General features: G+C 62.3%; 17 protein-coding genes. 16 read left to right on the top strand and 1 reads right to left on the bottom strand.

Annotated features, from left to right (window positions below; genetic code table 11):
- The first annotated feature begins 2 nt into the window (after nucleotides 1-2).
- From FBY02_RS16980 to FBY02_RS16905, 16 genes are all read left to right on the top strand, one after another.
- The gene (locus FBY02_RS16980; protein WP_144929427.1) at nucleotides 3-1,457 is read left to right on the top strand and encodes an amidase; all 1,455 of its coding nucleotides are present in this window, start codon (nucleotides 3-5) and stop codon (nucleotides 1,455-1,457) included.
- Between the two features lie 229 nt (nucleotides 1,458-1,686).
- Complete coding sequence (locus tag FBY02_RS16975; protein ID WP_144929426.1) at nucleotides 1,687-3,375, top strand: AMP-binding protein; 1,689 nt, start codon at nucleotides 1,687-1,689, stop codon at nucleotides 3,373-3,375.
- Nucleotides 3,376-3,418: 43 nt separating this feature from the next.
- A complete protein-coding gene (locus FBY02_RS16970) occupies nucleotides 3,419-3,685 on the top strand; it encodes an acyl carrier protein (RefSeq protein ID WP_055129336.1) in 267 nt (88 codons plus the stop codon).
- A gap of 13 nt (nucleotides 3,686-3,698) precedes the next feature.
- A complete protein-coding gene (locus tag FBY02_RS16965) occupies nucleotides 3,699-4,721 on the top strand; it encodes a hypothetical protein (protein ID WP_144929425.1) in 1,023 nt (340 codons plus the stop codon).
- The gene (locus FBY02_RS16960; protein WP_144929424.1) at nucleotides 4,718-5,746 is read left to right on the top strand and encodes a fatty acid desaturase; all 1,029 of its coding nucleotides are present in this window, start codon (nucleotides 4,718-4,720) and stop codon (nucleotides 5,744-5,746) included. The genes FBY02_RS16965 and FBY02_RS16960 overlap by 4 nt, the downstream gene beginning before the upstream one ends.
- A complete protein-coding gene (locus tag FBY02_RS16955; RefSeq protein WP_218570569.1) occupies nucleotides 5,743-8,355 on the top strand; it encodes an aminotransferase class III-fold pyridoxal phosphate-dependent enzyme in 2,613 nt (870 codons plus the stop codon). Before FBY02_RS16960 ends, FBY02_RS16955 begins: the two co-directional genes overlap by 4 nt.
- A gap of 14 nt (nucleotides 8,356-8,369) precedes the next feature.
- Entirely contained in the window at nucleotides 8,370-8,822 is a 453-nt protein-coding gene (locus tag FBY02_RS16950; RefSeq protein WP_144929423.1) for an SRPBCC family protein, read from the top strand.
- Nucleotides 8,819-9,949, top strand: coding sequence for a hypothetical protein (locus FBY02_RS16945; RefSeq protein ID WP_144929422.1), 1,131 nt, complete (start codon nucleotides 8,819-8,821; stop codon nucleotides 9,947-9,949). The genes FBY02_RS16950 and FBY02_RS16945 overlap by 4 nt, the downstream gene beginning before the upstream one ends.
- A gap of 18 nt (nucleotides 9,950-9,967) precedes the next feature.
- A complete protein-coding gene (locus FBY02_RS16940; protein ID WP_144929421.1) occupies nucleotides 9,968-10,654 on the top strand; it encodes an ABC transporter ATP-binding protein in 687 nt (228 codons plus the stop codon).
- Nucleotides 10,651-13,011 carry an ABC transporter permease gene (locus tag FBY02_RS16935; RefSeq protein ID WP_144929420.1) on the top strand — a complete coding sequence of 787 codons (2,361 nt, stop codon included), beginning with the start codon at nucleotides 10,651-10,653 and terminating at the stop codon, nucleotides 13,009-13,011. Before FBY02_RS16940 ends, FBY02_RS16935 begins: the two co-directional genes overlap by 4 nt.
- On the top strand, nucleotides 13,008-13,787 hold the full coding sequence (locus FBY02_RS16930; protein WP_144929419.1) for an outer membrane lipoprotein-sorting protein: 780 nt from the start codon (nucleotides 13,008-13,010) through the stop codon (nucleotides 13,785-13,787). The genes FBY02_RS16935 and FBY02_RS16930 overlap by 4 nt, the downstream gene beginning before the upstream one ends.
- 16 nt (nucleotides 13,788-13,803) lie before the next feature.
- The gene (locus FBY02_RS16925) at nucleotides 13,804-14,061 is read left to right on the top strand and encodes an acyl carrier protein (protein WP_055134400.1); all 258 of its coding nucleotides are present in this window, start codon (nucleotides 13,804-13,806) and stop codon (nucleotides 14,059-14,061) included.
- On the top strand, nucleotides 14,058-15,275 hold the full coding sequence (locus FBY02_RS16920; protein WP_144929418.1) for a beta-ketoacyl synthase: 1,218 nt from the start codon (nucleotides 14,058-14,060) through the stop codon (nucleotides 15,273-15,275). The genes FBY02_RS16925 and FBY02_RS16920 overlap by 4 nt, the downstream gene beginning before the upstream one ends.
- Nucleotides 15,272-16,258, top strand: a complete 987-nt coding sequence (locus tag FBY02_RS16915; protein WP_144929417.1) for an NAD-dependent epimerase/dehydratase family protein — start codon at nucleotides 15,272-15,274, stop codon at nucleotides 16,256-16,258. Before FBY02_RS16920 ends, FBY02_RS16915 begins: the two co-directional genes overlap by 4 nt.
- The gene (locus FBY02_RS16910; RefSeq protein WP_144929416.1) at nucleotides 16,255-17,784 is read left to right on the top strand and encodes an acyl-CoA dehydrogenase family protein; all 1,530 of its coding nucleotides are present in this window, start codon (nucleotides 16,255-16,257) and stop codon (nucleotides 17,782-17,784) included. Before FBY02_RS16915 ends, FBY02_RS16910 begins: the two co-directional genes overlap by 4 nt.
- A complete protein-coding gene (locus tag FBY02_RS16905) occupies nucleotides 17,781-19,016 on the top strand; it encodes a hypothetical protein (protein WP_144929415.1) in 1,236 nt (411 codons plus the stop codon). Before FBY02_RS16910 ends, FBY02_RS16905 begins: the two co-directional genes overlap by 4 nt.
- On the opposite strand, the gene FBY02_RS16900 is transcribed toward FBY02_RS16905, so the two are convergent.
- On the bottom strand, nucleotides 19,013-20,548 hold the full coding sequence (locus FBY02_RS16900) for an FAD-dependent oxidoreductase (protein WP_144929414.1): 1,536 nt from the start codon (nucleotides 20,546-20,548) through the stop codon (nucleotides 19,013-19,015). The two genes, FBY02_RS16905 and FBY02_RS16900, sit on opposite strands and share 4 nt — an antisense overlap.
- Nucleotides 20,549-20,567 lie beyond the last annotated feature (19 nt).

The following is a 20,567-nucleotide window of genomic DNA, read 5'->3' as shown; positions in this document are numbered from 1 at the left end:
GCATGAGCATGCAAGACATCCACCAGTTGATGGATCGCGAAGACGCCATGGGCCTGGCCGAGTGGGTCCGGCGCGGCGAGGTCCGGCCTGGCGAATTGCTCGAGGTGGCCATCGAGCGCCTCGAACGGGTCGAGCCGCAACTCAATGCCGTGGCCGAGCGGCTGTATGACGCGGCCCGGGAAGCGGCGCAAACGCCTGAGATGGGGCAGGGCCCGTTGGCCGGCGTGCCGACGTTGATCAAGGACCTGTTTTCGCCGGTCAACGGTGCGGCGATGACCAATGGCTCCCGTTCTCTTGGAAGCGCTCGTGCGGATTTCGAGGCGGAAGTGGTGACGCGTTTGCGCCGGGCAGGGTGCCAGTTGATGGGCACCAGCACGTCGCCGGAGTTCGGCACGTCGTACTCCACCGAGTCCACGCGTTTCGGCGCGACTCGCAACCCCTGGAACACCGACTACAGCGCCGGGGGCTCCAGCGGCGGTGCGGCGGCGTTGGTGGCGGCCCGGGTGGTGCCGTTCGCCCATGGCAACGATGGCGGCGGTTCGTTGCGGGTGCCGGCGTCCTGCTGCGGGGTGTTCGGTCTCAAGCCCAGCCGTGGCCTGTTGCCCTCGGGGCCGATTGTGGGGGAGGGCTGGGCGGGGATGGGCACGCCCCATGCGATCACCTTGTCGGTGCGTGACAGCGCGGCGTTGCTGGATGCGACCGCAGGGATGGATCTCGGCGCGCCCTATGCCGCCCCGGTGCAGGCACTGCCTTACGTAACCGCGGTGCAGCGCGATCCACAGCCGCTGCGCATCGCCCTGGTCGAGCAGCTCGGCCCCTGGCCGACGTCGCCTGAGAGCTTGCGGGCGGTGGGCGAGGCGGCACGCTTGTGCGAGTCCCTGGGGCATCGTGTCGAGCCGGTGAGCCTGCCGGTGGTGTTGCCGGAGTTTCTCGACCAGGTGTTCACCATCATCGGTGCAAGCACGCGTCATTATGTCGATCTGCTGGGCCAGATGCGTGGCTTCGCGGTCCAGGCCGAAGAGCTGGAAGTGCGCACCCGGATCATCCTGCGGGACAAAGGGAATGTGAGCGGCGCCCAATACGCGGCCGCTGTGGAGTGGATACACGGCCTGGGCCGGCAACTGGCGCTGTTCATGCAGGATTACGACCTGATCCTCACCCCGGTCCTGACCCGCGAACCGGCGCCGATTGGCGAGCTGGACATCCAGGATGTGTGCCTGAGCCTTGATCAGTTGATCGAGCGCTACCACAGCTACTCGCCCTTCACGGCCTTGTTCAATGCCAGCGGTCAACCGGCGATGTCGGTGCCGTTGTCCTGGAGTGCCAGAGGCTTGCCGATGGGGGCGCATTTCGCCGGGCGCTTTGGTGAGGAGGGCACGTTGCTGGCCCTGGCCGGACAACTGGAGCGAGCCCGGCCGTGGCGGGGGCGGGTGCCGGCGGTGAATGCTTGTTGGTGAGCTTGACTGGCTAAAAGGCAACGCGATGCTCGCCCTGCAGGGAGCGGGCATCGGCAACTTTCTTCAAACGGTTTATGCCCTTTCTACTGTCTGTAACCTGCGCTCTAGAGGGGTTATCCGTCGCAGGGCACTAAACCAGCGCAATAATTTCAAATCAATATCAAAGAGCCATATTGACCCATTGTCCTACAATCAGTAATCTTTGCTGAATGTTTCAAGGACTGAAAATATGACTGACGGATTAGTCGCGCCTGCTCGCCTGTGCCTGATAGAAAAATTCCTTTCTTGCCCATCTTCTCGTCTGACCACGGTCCTGGCGCAGGATGGCGTTGTCTCCTTGAAACAGTCCGAAATGCTTGCCCGGGTGGCTTGTGCGCGCCGGGTATTGCGTCAGAGTGCCCTGGCACCTGAACAGGTCGTTGCCATCGCCCTGCCTTCCAGCGTTGAAGTGCTGGTCGTGGTGCTAGCATGCTGGGCCGAGGGGTTGGCGATTGCCTTGCTGCCCCACGAAAGCAAACGCGAAGGGGCGGGGATAGAGGCGATGCTGGCATTGCTCGAACCTGCCTTGATCCTTACCTCTGAGCACATCGCGCAGCAGCTTGCGCAAGAATGGGCGCAGCGGGTCTTGACGGATGCCGCCCTGAGCGAGCGTATGCAGGCTGTGGAAACACCCGTCAATGAGCCAGTACTCAGCCGTCCTGAAAGCCTTGCGATCCTGCAGTTTACCTCCGGCAGTACCGGCGCGCCGAAAGCGGTATACATCACCCAGGCCATGCTCAGTGCCAATTGCCAGGCTATCGCCGAACGCGTGTCCGTCGCAGCGGCGGATCGCATGGTGAGCTGGTTGCCCCTGCATCACGACATGGGGCTTTCTGCCTTGACCCTGGCCTGGTGGTGCTCCATCGACCTGGTGTTGATGCCCACCAGCGAATTCAGCCGTCAGCCCTTGGCCTGGCTCCATGCGCTGTCGCGCTACAAAGGCACGCTGTCACCGGCGCCGACCTCGGCTTTCGCGTTGCTTGGCCGTCTGGCGGGACGCTTGCGTGACGGCGATCTGGATCTGTCCCATTGGCGCTACGCATGGGTCGGTGCCGAACCGGTTTTTCACGCGCATCTTCATCAGTTCGAAACTGCCTTCAGCGCTTATGGCCTGCAAGCGGGCGTACTGCAACCAGCTTACGGCATGGCAGAAGCGGTGGTGGCCGTATCCCTCAATGCGCCAGGCCAGGCGTTGCGCGTGCGCTGGCTGGACACTCAGAGCCTGCATGCCGACGGTGTGGTCCGCGAGCAACCGGAAGGTGCACCAGGCGCTGCGGCCTATCTGGGCAATGGCACCGCGGTCGGTGACGTCGAAACGCGTGTGGTGGACGAACACGGCCTTGAGGTGAGTGAAGGCCTGCTGGGCAGCCTGCAGATTCGTGGCAGCAGCGTGATTGGCCGGTACTTGAAGATGGAGCCCGTGCGCCCGCAGGCCAGCGATTGGTACGACACGGGTGACCTGGGTTTCATACTGGACGCCGAGATCTACATCACCGGCCGGACCAAGGACCTGATTACCCGTGCGGGAGTGAATGTCAGCCCGCATATCGTCGAATGGTCGTTGGAGCATGAACTGGGCCTTGCGGCAGGTTCTGTCGCGGCGTTTTCCTGCATTGACAGCCGGCATGTCAAAGAGAGCGTCGTGGTGGTGATCGCCGTCAATGCGTTGGGCAATCGTGACCTGGAGGAACTGCGTCGCGAAGTCGCCCGGACAGTGGCGCGCCATGCCAGCGTTCAAGTGGACGACCTGGTGTTGATCCGTCGCGCCGATTTCCCCAAGACCACCAGCGGCAAGATCCAGCGCCAGGCGCTGAGTCGCTTGTACCTGAGTGGCAAATTGAAGCCCGCAGCGGTCACCACAGACGCTGTATCCGCCTGATCCTTCCCCAGCAGCACGGATTGCATACGTGCAAGGAGCACTTGTGTTTGATGTTATTTGCCAGACCATCCACCGCCTCTCGACCCAAGGCATTCTACCGGCCCACCTCAATGGCTATCCATTGAAGGCCAGCGACACGCTGTTGGACCTGGGGCTCGACTCGATGGGGCAGTTGACGCTGCTGTCAGAGCTCCGGGGACAACTGTCGGCGGATTTTTCCGCGTCTCTGATCGACGCCATGACCACCCTCCAGGAGTTGGCGCAGTTGCTCGAACACGCCAGCACATTCGAGTTGTCTGCCGCGGTCTGAAGGGGCTTCAAGCATGTCCAATACCATCTCTGACAAGGCAGCGTGGTTCGTCAGTGCGCGAGCCGACACGCTGGCGATCCTGATTGGCGGTCCGCTTATTTCCGTCGCGCTGCTGCTGGCTATCATGCAGGGCCCGGCATTCCTGATCGGTGCGTTGCTGTTCGCACTGTTCCTGGATATTCCCCATGTGCTGCACACCCACGTCCGGCTGTTCGCCGAGCCGCTTGAATACCAGCGCCACAAGAAGCGCTTCTGGGCGAGCCTGCTGGTGATCTCGGCGGTTTGCGTCGGGTTGTATGCGATGAACGCCTTGCCTTGGCTGGTCGCGATCTGGGTGTACTGGCAACCCTACCATGTGTGCAAGCAACACTTCGGGGTGGCCGCGCTCTATGCGAAGAAGGCCGGGTACCGGCATTCGACCCAGCCGGTTCGCGACATGGTACTGGCGGGCTTCGCAGCCCCCTTGATGTACCGCATCACCCATGGCGGATTCCATTTCGGTGACTACCAGCTGTTCGGTCAGGCGCTGCCATTCGCCAATATTTCCATCCCGACACCGGCGCTCGATCCGTACTGGGCCTGGCTCGCCTACGGAATATTCGCGCTCATGACCATGAAGTTCATCGTGACCGAGTGGGCCCATCGGCGACAGGGAGAGGGCATGCCCCGCTTTGTGCTGGTGATGCTGGCGGTGTCGTTGGGGTTGTACAACACCGCGTATCTGTTGGTGGATGACCTGTATGCACTGATTCTGATCGGCACCAGCATCCATGCCTTGCAATACCACTTGGTCTGCACCTCGACGGTCCTGGCGGGCTTGCGCAGAACCCAGGCGCAGCCAACACCCTCCGGTGCGTTGGGGATGGCCCACGGCTGGGTAAGGCGCATGGGGGCCAAGCCCTGGGTCTGGCTGAGTACCCTGGGCCTGGCCAGCCTGCTGGTCCTGAGTCTGGAAATGCCCTCGGTTGGCTTGGTGCCCCTGATCGTCGTTCTTCATCACTTCTACCTGGACGGTGTCATTTGGAAACGTCGATGAAGACTGTGCCCGAGCGGGAGGGGCGAGCGTTTATCGCGGCGCTGCGGCCATTGATCGAGGACTTGCGGCGCCATCATGGGTGGCGTTATCGCCTGGATTTCGGGATGAGCATCGCGCTGTTCTGGAGCGCCTTGTCGCTGCTGGAAACCAGCCATTTTCCGATCTGGCTGGTGCTCTATTCGGTGGCGGTGTTCACTTTGTATCGGTCGGCCATGTTCATCCACGAACTGGTCCATATGCCTCGGCGAGCAGTACCGGGGTTCAACCTGATGTGGAACCTGGCCTGTGGGATTCCATTGCTGTTGCCGTCGTTTCTGTACTTGAGCCACATGGACCACCATACGCTGACGCGGTACGGCACCCGGCAGGATCCGGAGTACCTGCCGTTTCAACGACAGTTTGGCCGTAGCCTGTTCACTTTGCTGGTGGGCACGCTCCTGACGCCATTGTTGCTGCTGTTGCGATTTGCCCTGGTCGGGCCGCTGTCATGGTGTATGCCGTCGCTACGCCGGGTGGTGATCGAGCGCTACAGCGCGGTCACCTTGCATGCAGCCTATCGAAACAGCGCCGCGCGGTTCAGCGCTTCGCAGGGATACAACCGCCTGCTCGAGGGGCTGACCAGCGTATACGCCTGGGGGCTGATCCTGATGGCAGGGAGCGAATGGTTGCCCTGGTCCCGAATCGGCCTGTTCCTGGCCGTCATCTATGGGGTGCTGGGGATCAACATGTTCCGCACCTGCCTGGCCCATCGTTATGCCTCCAGCGGTCAGCCGGTTTCCCTTCAGTGGCAACTGAGCGATTCCTCGACCCATGCCGCCCAGGGGCGGTGGCTGGAGTTGTTCGAGCCCCTGAGCCAGCGTTATCACGCCCTTCATCATCTGTTTCCGGCGTTGCCTTATCACGCCATGCGGCCTGCCCATGAACGCATCGTGGCGGCCCAAGGCATGGCGGCAGATCTCTATCGGCAGACCTGCGGCCATCCATCCTCCGTTTCCACGCCTTACTCCACCGAGAATCCGTCATGAGTCGCTGGCAGCAAATGAGTCCGTTTGAGCAATACGTCAACCCCGAGATTGGCGAGTTGATTCGCCGGGTCGGCCTCGACAAGACGTTCGTCCGCGGCGAAGGCTGCTACCTGTACGATGAAGAAGGCCGTGACTACCTGGACTTTCTCGGCGCTTACGGTGCGTTGCCTTTCGGTCACAGCCCGGACGAGTTGCTGGCGGAGCTGGCCAGTTTCCAGCACACCCGGGAACCGATTTTCGTCCAGCCGTCGAGCCTCGCCGCAAGCGGTTTGCTGGCGCAACGTCTGCTCGCCATCGCGCCGGGTCAATACCGCAGCGTGACCTTCCAGAACAGCGGGGCAGAGACGGTCGAGGCGGCCCTCAAGGCGTGCCTGATCAAGACCGGGCGCAAGCGCATTCTGTCGACGTATCACAGTTTCCACGGCAAGACCCTGGGGGCACTCTCTGTCACCGGCTCGGACAAATACCAGGCCGGATTCCAGGCCCCGTTGCCGGGTTTCGACTTTGTCGACTACGGCGATATCCAGGCCCTTGAAGCCCAGTTGCAGCAATATCCGGGCGCCTATGCGGCGGTCATTGTCGAGCCGGTCCAGGGGGAGGGCGGCATCAACCTGCCGCCGGCCGATTACCTGCGGCAAGTCCGTGCAGCGTGCGACCGCAGTGGCACGTTGCTGATCATCGATGAAGTCCAGACCGGACTGGGGCGTACCGGAACCCTGTTCGCCAGTGCCGGTGTGCAAGCCGACTGCTTGCTGCTCGCCAAGGCGCTGGGAGGCGGCGTCATGCCCATTGGTGCATGTCTGCTGAGCGAGAATGCTTACAGTGCGGATTTCCAGAACAAGCATTCGTCCACCTTCGGCGGCAATACGCTGGCCTGTCGCATCGGCCTGAAAGTGCTGGACCTGCTGCACGAGCGTCAGGGCTTGTTGGATAACGTGCGTGAGAATGGACGGTACTTGCTCGAGCAGCTCAAGGCCCTGGCAGCACGACACGCCTCATTCATCAAGGAAGTCCGCGGGGCAGGTTATCTGATTGGCATCGAGTTCCAGCTCGACCGTAGCCACTATCCGCAGTTCCACGGCGGCTTCACCGGCATCATGGGCGAACAGGAAAGCCTGGTGCCGGTCCTGGCCAGTTACCTGCTCAACGTCGAAGGCATACGCGTGGCGCCGACACTCAATGGCGCCAATGTGATGCGCGTCGAGCCGCCATTGATTGCCGGGCGTGCCGAGTGCGAACGGTTCATCCAGGCCCTGGCCCGGACCCTGCAGTGGGTCGAGGACGGACGAACAGGCACGCTGCTGGCGCACCTGCTGGACGCCGAGCCCAGCCCCGCGGGGCCGGCCGGGCAAGCCAGGCATACGGTGAACTTCAGCGAGCCGGTGGCCGAGAACCATTTCGCGTTCGTCCTTCATCCGCTGGAGCTGTCGAACTATGCCGAGTTCGATGAAAGCCTCAGTCATTACTCGCAGTCGTCGTTGCATCTGTTGGAGCAGCGCTTGAACCCGCTGCTCGATCCATTCTTCGTCTCCACGGTAACGCTGACATCGCCTGCCACGGGCCGTAAGGTCACGGGCGACTTCATCATGGTGCCGCGTTCGGCGGCCCAGCTTGCCGCGATGCCCGTGGAGGAGTCGTGTGCAGTGATCGGCCAGGCCATCGACATGGCGCGGCAGCGTGGCGCTACCCTGGTGGGATTGGGCGGGCACACCTCGATCGTAACGGGGGGAGGCATGCGCCTGCTGGATAAAGGCGTGGCCCTGACCACCGGCAACAGCTACACCTTGCTGACAGCGGTGGAAGCCGCCTGTCGCGCGGTGCGCATGACCGGGCGACGGATGCAGGACATGCGCGTCGCCGTCGTCGGTGCAACGGGCAGCATCGGTTCGGCCATCGCCCGGTTGATCGTGGCGCAGGCCGGCCAGGTCACCCTGGTGGGCAACCCCAAGAGCGCACGCTTCAACACCCCGCGTTTCGCGTCAGTGATCAACCAGCTTGTGGCCTACAGCGCGCAGGCGACGGCGGCACCGGGTAGCGTGCTGGCGCATATCGCGCAACGCCTGGACGGGCAGGACAGTGCCAGCCTCGGCTCGCTGCTCCTGACGGAAAACGGTCGTCACACGGCGTTGCGTTGGAGCAACGATGTCCAGCAGTCGCTGGTCGACGCCGACCTGGTGCTGATCGCGACCAACAGTGCCGAACGGTTCATCAGCGCCGACGATATCGCCGCCGATGCCATCCTGTGCGACATCTCCAGGCCGGCCAATGTCAGCCAGGACATCGCCATTCGCCGCCCGGACGTGCTGGTGCTCGATGGGGGCATTGTCGAAATGCCTGGCGACGCCCGACTCGGCTCGCGCTACGGCATCCCCGACGACCTGGCTTACGCCTGCATGGCCGAGACCATGATGCTCGCCCTGGAAGGCCTCTCCCGGCATACCAGCCTCGGCCTGGACCTGAGCAACGATGACCTGGAACTGGTCCAGGCGCTGTCCAGCCGCCACGGGTTCAAGCTTGCCGGCTTCCGCAGTTTCGACAAAGCCCTGGACCCTGTCGCCTGGCAGCGCTACGCCGAGCGTTTCAATCTTGCCACCGCCGAACCTATCTGACCGAGGAAGCCCGAATGCCGGTATTGGAAAAAACCACGCTGATCAAAGGGCGTAGTTGTGCGCAGGTCTTCGATTTCTGCATGGAGGGAGTCAACTTCCCAAAGATTTTCCCTGAACGGGTCACTCCGTTGGGCAACATCGACATCGCCGATCTACGGATCGCCCAGGGACGCCAGTTCCGCTTCCGGCACTGGATGTTCGGGTTCATCCCGGCCAACTGGACCGTGGCCATTCGCGAGGTCAAGGAGAATGAGTACTTCATCGACGAGATGATCAAGGGGCCGTTGAGTGCCTTCCGGCACGAACATCGGGTCGCAGCGGCGGCCGGCGGCACGCTCTATACCGATCGGGTCACCTACAAGGCGATAGGGGGGGCATTGCTGGAGCGGCTGTTTGTGGATGCCTACATGGACCGCATCTTCGAAGCCCGTCATCGCAACATGCAACAACTACTGGATGCCTCATGATCTCGATTGAAGTAGTGAACACCGCCAAGCGCCTGAAGCAGTTCATCGAGCTGCCTTTCCGCTTGTACGCCGACGATCCGAAGTGGGTGGCGCCCCTGCGCAGTGACATGAAGCGCATCCTGTCGCCACGCCACAATCCGTTCTTTCGCGAAGCGCAGATCGAGCATTTCCTGGCGGTGGACGGACAGGGACAGGCGCAAGGCCGGATAAGCGTGAGCATCCATGCCGAGTACAACCAGCGTTTCGGCGACGAGCATGTGTTCTTCGGCTTCTTTGAGGTGACCCCAGACCCTGCCGTTGCGCGTGCCTTGTTTGAGGCGGTTGCCAATTGGGCCCGGGCTCGGGGCAAATCCAGGTTGTTGGGGCCTTACAGCTACACTTCGACCCAGGACGCCGCGCTGCTGCTGGAGGACCTGGATGGACGTCCCCCGACGCTGCTGCAAACCTATAACCCGCTCTGGTATGCCGAGACCCTCAAGCAGGTAGGCTTCGACCTGGCGTTCACCTTCAGCACCTACGGTGTCGATGCCGAGCAGTATCGTGCGCGACGCAAGGCCAACCGCAGCGAAAAAGTGCTGCCCGGCAGCCAGTTCAGTGTGCGCACGGCTACGCGGGCCGACCTCAAGTCCAATCTGGAAGAGATCCGCTGCCTGTTCAACAGCGCCTTTGCCGAAAACTACGAAGTCGCGCCGATCTCCCAGGCCAGCTTCAAGTTTCATATCGACAGCGTGAAAGCCTTCATCGACCTGGAAGGGATCAAGCTGATCGAGCTCGACGGTCGAGCGGTGGCGTTCTTTGTGATTTTGCCGGATCTGAACCAGATATTGAGCCAGCTCAAGGGCCACTTCGGTTTGTTCGATCTATTCAAGTTGGGACGCTACAAGCGCAGCGTCAACGGGGCGGTCATTGCTTTGATCGGTGCCGATCCGTCGGTACAGGGACGCGGTCTTGGGCGGTTGATCGGTGAGGAAATCGTCCGTTATGCCGAACCGCGCTTCGAACGGGTGGACACCATGTGGATCGATGATCGCAACCCGTCCAGCTACGTGCTGGCACGCAATCTCGGGATGCGTCGGACCAAACGCTATGGTGTTTTCGGACTCGATCTGGCTGAAGCAGCGCTCTGACCTGGAGTTGTAGACGAAATGGATATTCCTTTGATTTCCTTGACTGGACTGAAAAAATTCTACCCCAGCGGCGATGAACGCAGTCTGGTGCTCAACAGCATCAACCTCGACATTTCCCGTGCCAGCATGACAGTAATCCGGGGTATATCCGGATCGGGCAAAACCACGCTTCTCAACATACTCGGCGGCCTGGATCGAGCCGACGAGGGCCAGGTGCGCGTGGGAGACGCGAGCCTGGACAGCATGGACTTCAAGGCCTTGACCCGGTTCCGGGCCGAGCGCGTGGGGTTCATCTTCCAGTTCCACAACCTGATCCCGACGTTGACGGTCAAGGAGAACGTGTTGACCGGTCTTGAGCCGATCCGTTCGGTCACGCCACGGGACCACGTGCGTGCCGAGGAGTACCTGCGTAAGGTCGGGCTGCATGAGCATGCCGAGAAATTCCCCTCCAAGCTGTCGGGCGGGCAGCAGCAGCGGGTGGCGATCGCCAGGGCGCTGATCAAGGAGCCGCAATTGATTCTTGCGGACGAGCCCACTGGCAGCCTGGATGAAGAGACCGGGATGCGGGTGTTCGAACTGTTGCGCCAGATGCAGGAAGAGAAGCAGATCACCGTGGTGATCGTTACGCACAACCCCGGGCTGGGGCAGCATGCCGACCATGTCTATGAGATGCGCTCGGGCAACCTGCACAGGGCCGACTCATGAACATGCTGGTGCGGCATGTGCTGCGCTCGGTTCGGGTGATTCGCTATCGGTTGCTGACCATTGCGCTAATCTGTGCCTCGACCTTTGGCGTGCTGGTGGGTGCCTACTCGGCCATCGACAGTTTGTTCAGCACCGTCGAGGACATCCAGTCCAATGCCGCCATGGCGGAGCTGGAGGTGATCTTTGCCCCCGATGACCTGATCAACCTGCCGGCGTTCGATGACATCGACGGCGTGACCGCCATTCATCATCGCTTGCTCATGCCCGGGCTGGCGCCTCTTGGCGATGAACAGCCGGTCGCTGGATTGATGGTCAGTGCGCCCGCGCAGGACTTCCTGGCGATCAACCGCTTGAAGGTTTTGCAGGGGCGCCTGCCCGATGCCATGGAGACCACCGGGATCGCTCTGGAGCGAAACTGCGCGCAGTTCCATGGCAAGGGCGTGGGGGATCGTTTCAACTTCACCGCCGGCCGGGCCGAATACCCGGTGGAGGTGATCGGGATTGTCGAAAGTCCCGAATACCTGGTTGCGCCCCTCAACCCCAGCGTTTATGTGCCCAGTAACGGTTCGCTGTGCGTGCTGTTTGCCGACCAGGCGCTGATGCACCAGCAGTTGGGCTTCTCGGCGATCAACAGCCTGTTGTTCAGCCTGTCGCCGGACGCCTCGCTTACGCAGGTCAAGCAGCGCATCACCGAGCGGGCGCAGTCTCGCCTGGCGGTGGATTATGTATTGCCACGCCAGGAACAGTTCAGCCAGAAGTTCCTCGAGCTGGACCTCAATACCTTCAAGGTCTTCCTGCCCACGGTGGTGCTGATTTTTGCGCTGTCGTCGACCCTGGTGGTGTTCTTCCTCATGTATCAGTGGGCCAAGGAAGAGCGGCCGCTGATCGCCATGTTCCTGACCCTGGGGTATAGCCGTCGACAGGTGGCCTGTGCCTACGGCTTGCCGGCATTGATGTTGATCGTCCTGGCGCTGGTCCTGGGCTGTGGCTTCGCGCTGTTCGACATGTATGCGTTCGGCTTGAACTATGCGCGAGCCATCGGCATGCCGGAGCCACAACTGCTGTTCAAGCCACCTTATCTGTGGCGAGCCGGTCTGTTGCTGTGCGGTACCGTTGCCTTGGGCATGTACCTGCCTATGCGCTCCATCCTGCGTATTACACCCATGGACGCCTTACGTGACGTTGGCGCCGGTCAGGAGCAAACCCTGGCGCTGCGCATGGTGGCTTGCCTGCGACACATTGGCGGACCTTTCTGGTTCCGCTATTCGTTGCGCAATCTGCTGCGCAGTTGGCGCATCAGCCTGGTGACGGTCCTGGCCATGTCAGCGAGTATCGCGATCACCATCGCGTTCTACATTTCCCTGACGTCGATGGAGCGCACCGCCATCAGCAACGTCGAGCGTGACAACTGGAGCCGCGTGGTGGACCTGGACGTGGCCTGGTGGGACGAGGACATCGCCCGTCTCGATGGCCTGGCGCCTGGCAGTCGCTGGTCGACCTTCGTCAAGGGCGGCGCCCAGGTCAGCGGCCAGGGCCAGTTGGACAACGCCAGCCTGCTGGGTATCGAACCGGCGGACGGCGTGCGTCACGTGAACCTCATGGAAGGCCGGATGCTGTTGGACGGCGACCTCGAAGCTTTGGTGATCGAGCGTCGTATCGCTATCGCACAGGGCGTTGGTCCGGGCGACCGGCTGACCCTCAAGGTGCGCGGCAATCTCTATCCAGCCAAGGTCGTCGGGGTGTTTTCCGGGGCGCTGCCGGGCGAAATCATCACCACTCGACGTTTCGCCCAGCGCATGTTGGCCCTCGATGAACAATTCACCGGCGCCTACCTGGTCGACGCGGGAAGCAGCGGCCTGGACGACGCCGCGATCTATGCCTTGCCGGGCGTGGTACGGGTAACGTCCAAGCAGAACATTGTCGCTTCCATTCTCGAAATCAGCTCGCACATCTGGGTGATCATCCATATCTCGGCGCTGATGAGCATCGCCATCGCCCTGTTGTTCGCCATCACCAGCATGAACTTCAGCATCGTGGGGCGGCGCGGTGAGTACGGCGTGCTGCGGATCCTCGGTTTCAGCGACCGCAGCGTGTCACTGATCATGCTCTGTGAAACCCTGAGCATTGCCGTAGTCGCCGGCGTTGTCGCCATCCCCCTGGGATATGGCCTTGGTGCCGTCCTCAACCATCGCCTGACCGATGTCTGGTTCAAGATCAACACCGACCCTGCCTTCAGCGATTTCTGGCGAGTCATTCTGCCGGCGTTGGTGATCATTCCCTTTGCGGCGATGCCTGCCATTCGCCACGTATTCCGCATCCCGGCGGTTGACACTCTCAAGCTCAGGAACTTCGGATGAACAACAAGCTGCCTGTTACTTTTTCCCTGTTGATGATGTGCATCGGGCCAGCCCATGCCGACGATGCGCTGTCGGTCATGCGCGATTCCGATCGCCGCATGAAAGCGGCGGATGAAAGGGTCGATTACCGCATGGAATTGTTGGAAGGCGAGCGCTTGACGTTCACCCGCCAGCTCAGCCGCCTGGACAAGCGAATGAGCGATCGCACGGGGACCCTGGTGCGCTTTACCGCTCCGGCAGCCGTAAAGAACGTAGCGCTGCTGATCGAAGACAGTGGCAAGGCCATCAACGATATCTGGTCCTACACCCCATCGACCAAAAGCCTGCGGCGCCTGGCGGGCTCGCAAAAGCAGAATTGGTTCATGGGCACGGACTTCACCTACGAAGATTTTGAAGACTACAAGCTGGACAGCTATCAGTTCACCAGCCTGGCGTCTCCCGAGCCTTGCCTGAGCTGGCCGGCCTGTCGGCGTATCGAGGCGAAGGCAAAAAGCGAAGAGGCGGACGTGTCCGGTTATTCGCGCAAGGTCTACTACCTCGAGGAAGCCAGTCGCTACCCGGTGCAGGTGGACTATTTCGATCGCCAGGGCGTGCTGGTCAAACAGCTCAAGACCGAGGGCCTGCAAGTCGTCGACGGCTTCAGCAGACCGACGGCTCAGACCATGCACAACCTGGCTGCGAACAAGAGCACGCGCCTGATCGTCGAGAAGGTCAGCATCAACCTCGGCGTCGCTGATGCTGAGTTCACCCAACGTGCATTGCGCACTGAACACTGATCCCGGGTAGTCATTTATGTCGACGCAATCGCTGCAAGCATTGGTACTGGATCTACTGGCCAGCACCCTGGAACTGGACATCACGGAGATGGACGTCCAACTGAGCGTGGAGGAGTTGGGGCTCGACTCGCTGGACGTGTTGAAGCTGACTTACGCGATTGAAAAGCGCTTTGGCGTCAATCTCTCCGCCTACAGCCATACCGACATCAGTTCAGTGCATCGCCTGGTGGAAATACTCGCCGAACAGTTGTCCACCCAACGAGCCGTTTCATGAACGCCGTCGTCATCACTGGGGTTGGCTGCGTTTCGCCGTTTGGCGTCGGCCGCCAGGCGTTATGGGACGGTCTGGCCCAAGGGCGTGGCGCCATTGGCCCGGTCTCCGGTCTGAGCGAGGCGGTTGGTGCGACCTGCAACGCCGGCGCGGCGCCTGAGGACGCCCTGGTCGACCGGTTCAGTGCCAACGAGTTGCTGCTGTTGGACCGTGCCAGCCAGTTCGCCTTGCTGGCCGCCGCCGAGGCCGTGGACATGGCCGCGATCGACCTGGCACAGGTTGATCCGACGCGCTGTGCGGTTTACATGGGCACGGCGGTGGGCGGCAGCGAGTCGTTGCACAACGCTTACCTGGATCTCTACCAGGCCCGCAGCTCCACCCTGGCGCCCTGGACCGTGCCACGGGTCATGGCGAACGCCGCCGCCAGCCACTTGAGCCTCAAGTACGGCTTCAAAGGGCCCGCCCTGACGATCAGCACGGCATGCGCGTCTTCGACTCAGGCGATTGGCGAGGCTTATCGCCTCCTGCGCCACGGTGATGCCGACCTGGTCATGGCGGGTGGCACGGACGCCTGTCTCAACGCACTGGTGTGGAAAGCCTGGGAGGCCTTGCGGGCGATGGCCCCGGATACCTGCCGACCGTTTTCCTTCGGTCGCCGGGGCATGGTGCTGGGTGAGGGCGGCGGTGTCCTGGTCATGGAAACCCTGGCCCACGCCCAGGCCCGGGGTGCACCGATCCTGGCCCAGGTATTGGGCTACGGCGTCAACAGCGACGCCGGCGACCTGCTCAAGCCCTCCGTGGATGGCCCGGCCCAGGCGATGCGCCAGGCCATCGCGGACAGTCGGTTACCCGCCGAGACGTTCGGCTATATCAACGCTCATGGCACTGGCACGTTGCTCAACGACCGTTGCGAGACCGCGGCGATCAAGCAGGTTTTTGGCAGTCACGCATCGCAGCTATGCGTCTCCTCGGTGAAATCGGCCATCGGTCACCTGATGGGGGCTGCGGGTGTGGTGGAGTTGATTGGCGGCCTGATGGGCTCGATGCATGGGCAGATTCCCGGCACCCTCAACTACCTGGGCCCGGATGCGGAATGTGACCTGGATTATGTGACCGAGGGCACGCGTAAAGCGGATGTCCAGGCCTGGCTGAAAAACTCCTTCGCATTTGGAGGGCTCAATGTTTCCTTGGCGCTGGCCACGGGGTTGTGCCCATGATTCTGGTCACAGGGGCCAGTGGGTGCCTGGGCAGTCATATCGTGCGTTGGTTGCTGGAGCAGGGGGAAACCGTGGCGGTGCTGGTGCTGCCAAAGGATCCGGCCCCGGCGCTGGCGGGCTTGCGAGAGCGCCTGGACTGGCGTGAGGGCGATCTGCTGGTTCCGGCCAGCCTTGCCCCGGCACTCCGTGGCGTTACCAGGATCTATCACGCCGCCGGCCTGGCCTTGCCCTATGAGAGCGAGCGCCAACGGATGTTCGCGGTGAATGTGCAAGGGACGGTCAATTTATTGCAGGCCGCCCGCGCTGCCGGTGTCGGCCGCATCCTGCACGTATCGTCCATTGCCGCCGTGGGTTACCCGGCCCGGCAAGCGGATGAAACCATGGCTTATAACGGCGATGCGTTTCGCCTGGCCTATATGCACAGCAAGCGGGAGGCCGAGGAGCAGGTACGCCGTTTCTGCGCCGAAGGCATGGACATCGTGATTGCCTGCCCGTCGGCGGTCATTGCCTCCCACTGCGATGTGCTGCATGGCTGGGGCAAGGTCATGCTCGACCTCCGGTACCGGCGCCTGCCGTTCATTCCACCTGGTGGCATCGCCGTTATCGGTGCGCGGGACCTGGTGCAGGGGCTGCAAGCCGTCATGGACCGCGGGCAGCGCGGTGAGCGCTACATCCTCAGCGCCCACAACATCAGCTACCGCGAACTCTTCGGCTGCATGGCGGACGCGCTGAGCGTCAAGGCGCCACGCTGGCGTCCCCGGACACTGGCCTGGATCGTCGCCTTGCTACGTCCGTTGGATCTGCTGATTGGTTGGGTTCCGCTGCGGCTCTCGGCTGACGTGGTGGCCTTGTTGGGCCGACAGGTCCATTACCGAACCGAAAAGGCCCGGCAGCAATTGGGGTTTGTTCCCCGTCAATCGTTGGAAGATCTGGTGCATGAGACGGCCCATTGGTTGATCCGTCTACAGGAGCGTAAGCGTTGAACGAAAGGATGGTGCCCGAGGTGGGTGTCCTGGCCGATACACCGGCGGTGGTGCAGTTGAATGCCTGGCTGCGGAACTGGGCCAGGCGCCTGGATTTCCGCTTGGTGGACGAGCGTCGTTGCCTGCCCCCGCATTGGGTACTGGCGTTGGGCAACAAAGGCTTGCTGGGCATGCAGGTGGCCGAACGCGACGGTGGCCTGTTGGGGTTATCGAATTTCGAACTGCTGCGGGTTCAGCGTCAGTTGGGCGCGATTGACCTGACGCTGGCCTTTTTCGTGGGGCTCAACAACGGGCTGGGTATTCGCCCCATCCAGCGTTTTGGTTCACCGGCCATCAAAGAGCGCTATTTGCCGCAATTGGCCAGCGGACGGATACTCGCCGCGTTTGCCTTGACCGAACACGGCGCAGGCTCCAATCCTCTCGGCCTGTCGGCGACGGCCCTGCGGGAGAAGGAGGGGTTCCGGGTGAACGGGAGCAAGTCCTGGTCGGGGTCTGCCGCCTGGGCGGGGGTGATCTCGGTATTCACCCGGCATCTCGATGAACAGGGGCGCGACTGCGGTTTCGTCGGCCTGTGTCTGGATGCCGAGCAACCAGGCATGCGCCAGGGCAGCGAGGCGCTGACCCTGGGGCTCAAAGGCATGGTGCAGAATCAACTGCATTTCGACGCCGCGCTGGTTGACCCGGACCGGGTGCTGGGCAGTCCGTTCGCCGGCATGGCCGTGGCCAGCGACACCATGGCCTATGGGCGCCTGGGTATCGCGGCCACGTGTGTCGGCGGCCTATGGCGGTGCCTGCAATTGATGATGCGCTACAGTACCCGGCGCAGTTTGGGCAGCCATCGGCTTTGGGATCACCAGTACACGCAACGGGTCGTGGACGATGCGCTGTGTGCCGCGACCGCGATTGGCGGTTGGGTCGACGATCTCGCGCTTCGCCTGGATCAAGGCCTGCCCGAGGCGCCGCCGCAGGTACTGGCGGCGGTCAAATGGATGGCCAGCGAGATGCTTGGTGAAGTCAGTGACGCCGCCTTGCAGATGCTCGGTGCGCGGGGTTACTGCGACAACAACCCCATTGGCCAGTTATGGCGCGACGCACGCATTACCCGTCTGTTCGAAGGGCCGTCGGAAACGCTGGCAACCTTTATCGGCCAGCGGGTACAGGAGCAACCTGTCGCGACGCTGGATTACCTGGAGCAGACGGCGCCCGGGAAGATCGCCGCCCAGCGGCTGCGGCAATGGCTGGCCGACGCGGGCCCGATGGAACGCCTATCGGCTGGCACGCTGCGCCTGGGCGAGTGCGTGGCTTGGCTGATGCTCTACGCCCAGCCGTTGGATGAGCCATCCAGGCGTTGGGTCGACTTCCGCCTGGAACAGGCGCTGCACACCTGGGAGCGGGTCCGCTCACCGGTGCGGGCAATGCCCGGACTGGCTGAGTGGATCAATGCCAACGCAGGCCTGTGCGATGAGCCCCAACCCGGTGAAGACAGCACCATCGATCCTCTGCTCATGTCACGGGAAGGCCTATGAAACGCACCGCATTGAAGGCCGGGTTGGCGATGAGTCTGCTCAGCAGTGCCTGCCAGGGCGCCTCGCTGGAGGCCTTGGATATCAATGGTCGTTTGGAAACCCGGCAAGCGCTGACGCGCGAGGGTGAATGGGGCCTCAACGAGTACTCGGCCCTGTTGGGCGGCAGTTGGCAGGATGATTCGGGCTGGCGATACAAGGTGCAAGTCCGGGCGCTGCAGGAAAACCAACTCGACGGCGACTATCACGAAGTGGAGCCTCGTGAGTTGTTTGCCGAGTATCAGGGCGACCGTTGCACCTATACATTGGGTGTACAACAAGTGGTCTGGGGGAGTGCCGATCGACTGAGGGTCCTGGACGTGATTCATGCCTTCGACCGACGCGAGGGCTACTTTGGCGACTATGTCCAGCAGCGGCGGCCACTGGCGATGCTCAACAGCGAGTGTTCGGTGTTCGAGGATCAATCGCTACAGCTGTTGGTGATCCCGCAGACGCGCAAGGACCTGCTGCCCGATGCCGGCTCCCGCTTCGCCGAGCCCAGCGTCGGGAATGCCTTGGCGGGCATTCCCCGTACAGAAGCGGACGACCCGGACTGGCGCAAGCCTGCCGACTGGACTCCGGCCCTGAAATGGAGCGGCAACCTTCAAGGCATCGACTATTCATTGAATGCCTGGCATGGATGGCAAACGGAGGAGAGCTATACCGCGCGCTTGTCCCAGGCCGGCCTGAGTTATCGTGAGTCGCTGAAACGCCGCACCCTGTTCGGCGGTTCGTTCGCCATGCCGATCGGCCCCGTGGTGTTCAAGGGGGAGGCGGCGTTGGTTCCCGACGCGTACCGCTACTCCAGGGCTCCGACGGGTGTGCTGGAACTTGAAAAAAACCGCCAGCAACAGCTGCTGTTGGGGGTCGATTATCTGAGCGGCGACTGGTTCTTCGGCATGCAGTACTACAACCTCTGGAAGGACGAGGTGAAGGACGCCGTCGATCAGGATCGCTCTGAAATCGTCAGCCTGGCGATCCGGCGAGAGATGTGGCAGGGCCGGCTTTACCTGACGGGCTATCTGGCCCAGGACCTGCGCAATTCCGCGCAGTACGCTGCCCTGGAAATGCGTTATGACCTCGATGCCCATTGGCAGTTGCGCACCGGATTGGACATCTTCGATGGCAACCGGCAGAGCTTCGGATATTTCGACGAGCAAAGCCGGTGGGTCAACGCCGTGCGTTATTCGTTTTAGGCTGTCACCCGCAGTCGTGGCGATGAAGCCTCTTCAAGTTGAGGCACTCCCATGCGGATCAAATAGGCCTCTAGCTCCGCTGTCCGGTCTGCGATAAAGATCGCACCGACATATCCGTCCGGACGGATCAGTACGCATTCGCCTGGTGTCACTTCGTAGGCATCGCGCCAGTGTCCCCAGGTATCGATGAGATCACCGTTCGGGCCGATGTGGTACACGCGCAGGCCCGGTCGTGATGCCAGTGTCTCAAGCTTCGCCTCGTGGGCAAGCAGCGTCCAGTGGGGCCCTTGGAACAACTGGAACAGTCGTGATGACTGACCCGCCGCGCCTTGGACCGTGGCATCCGGGGCGCGATCGCCGGCGCGAATGCCACCTTGGCGTTCGGGCCGTTCCCAGGCGAGCGGCGAGTCCGGGTAGCCGATATCGAGTTGGTGCACCTCGCGACCGCGGCGCATTCCGCCCTGTTTCCGGGCATTGAGCAAGCGTGTCGAAAGGCCGAGCACCGACTCGGCTACTGGGCGACGTTCGACCTCGTAGGTATCGAGCAGTTCTTCGCTTGCCCCCTTCAATACGGCCACCAGTTTCCAGCCCAGGTTGTAGGCATCCTGCACGCTGGTGTTCAGCCCCTGTCCACCGGTGGGTGGGTGTATGTGAGCGGCATCGCCGACCAGGAGCACCCGGCCCACGCGGTAGTGCACGGCCAACCGGGCATTCATTTGGTAGTCCGACGCCCAGGAGACCGAGTGGACGATCAGGTCTGCACGTCCCGTGCGGTCAGCGGTGAGGGCGGTCAGCCCTTCGGCCGAGAGGTCGGCCGGCGCACCTGGCGGGATCGGCGCCTGGATCTGGAAGAGGTCGGTACCGGCGAGCGGACAAATTGCGAGCATGCGCGCCATGTCGCCGTCGTTGAACTGGTGCCAGGCGTCGCGCTCAAGACCGGTCAGCACGACATCGGCAACAATGGCGCGAACGCCCAGGGTCTTGCCGGGAAAATCCACACCGAGGGTTTTTCTCACAAAGCTGCGCCCACCATCCGAACCAATCAGGTAGCGGGCCCGAAGCAGCTCCTCGCCCGCCGGGCCGGCGATACGCGCGGTGACGCCGTTGTCATCCTGCTCGAAGCCCAGTAATTCCTGGTTGAATACCACTTGATGGCCCAGCTCGTTCAACCGCTCGCGCATGATCTGTTCCGTCACGCACTGGGCAATCATCAATGGCCGTTGATAGGGTTCGGCCGGGGTTGGGTCGGCCTGCTCGGCCATGTCCGAATCGAGATAGCTGCCGTCGTCACCGTAGACACGCTGGCGGGGGTAGGGCCCACCGGCCGCCGTCATCCGGTCGAGGAGGCCAAGGTCCTCGAAGATTTCCTGTGTCCGTGGCTGGATACCCTTGCCCCGCGAGCCTGGAAACGGTGTCGCCAGTTTCTCGATCAATTGGAACGAGACGCCGTGTCGCGCAAGCTCGATGGCAAGGGTAAGGCCGGCTGTGCCAGCGCCGCAGATCAAGACATCGAGCATTGGTTGATTTGTCATGGCAGCTCCAATATGTGTA

Source organism: Pseudomonas sp. SJZ078, assembly GCF_007828255.1.
Lineage (GTDB): Bacteria > Pseudomonadota > Gammaproteobacteria > Pseudomonadales > Pseudomonadaceae > Aquipseudomonas.
This window is presented reverse-complemented; position numbering and strand designations above follow the sequence as displayed.

Coding starts and splice junctions, on each gene's coding strand:
- FBY02_RS16945 (WP_144929422.1), top strand. CDS start 8,819: ATGATCTCGATTGAAGTAGTGAACACCGCCAAGCGCCTGAAGCAGTTC.
- FBY02_RS16935 (WP_144929420.1), top strand. CDS start 10,651: ATGAACATGCTGGTGCGGCATGTGCTGCGCTCGGTTCGGGTGATTCGC.
- FBY02_RS16965 (WP_144929425.1), top strand. CDS start 3,699: ATGTCCAATACCATCTCTGACAAGGCAGCGTGGTTCGTCAGTGCGCGA.
- FBY02_RS16955 (WP_218570569.1), top strand. CDS start 5,743: ATGAGTCGCTGGCAGCAAATGAGTCCGTTTGAGCAATACGTCAACCCC.
- FBY02_RS16925 (WP_055134400.1), top strand. CDS start 13,804: ATGTCGACGCAATCGCTGCAAGCATTGGTACTGGATCTACTGGCCAGC.
- FBY02_RS16950 (WP_144929423.1), top strand. CDS start 8,370: ATGCCGGTATTGGAAAAAACCACGCTGATCAAAGGGCGTAGTTGTGCG.
- FBY02_RS16980 (WP_144929427.1), top strand. CDS start 3: ATGAGCATGCAAGACATCCACCAGTTGATGGATCGCGAAGACGCCATG.
- FBY02_RS16975 (WP_144929426.1), top strand. CDS start 1,687: ATGACTGACGGATTAGTCGCGCCTGCTCGCCTGTGCCTGATAGAAAAA.
- FBY02_RS16915 (WP_144929417.1), top strand. CDS start 15,272: ATGATTCTGGTCACAGGGGCCAGTGGGTGCCTGGGCAGTCATATCGTG.
- FBY02_RS16920 (WP_144929418.1), top strand. CDS start 14,058: ATGAACGCCGTCGTCATCACTGGGGTTGGCTGCGTTTCGCCGTTTGGC.
- FBY02_RS16940 (WP_144929421.1), top strand. CDS start 9,968: ATGGATATTCCTTTGATTTCCTTGACTGGACTGAAAAAATTCTACCCC.
- FBY02_RS16900 (WP_144929414.1), bottom strand. CDS start 20,548: ATGACAAATCAACCAATGCTCGATGTCTTGATCTGCGGCGCTGGCACA.
- FBY02_RS16930 (WP_144929419.1), top strand. CDS start 13,008: ATGAACAACAAGCTGCCTGTTACTTTTTCCCTGTTGATGATGTGCATC.
- FBY02_RS16905 (WP_144929415.1), top strand. CDS start 17,781: ATGAAACGCACCGCATTGAAGGCCGGGTTGGCGATGAGTCTGCTCAGC.
- FBY02_RS16960 (WP_144929424.1), top strand. CDS start 4,718: ATGAAGACTGTGCCCGAGCGGGAGGGGCGAGCGTTTATCGCGGCGCTG.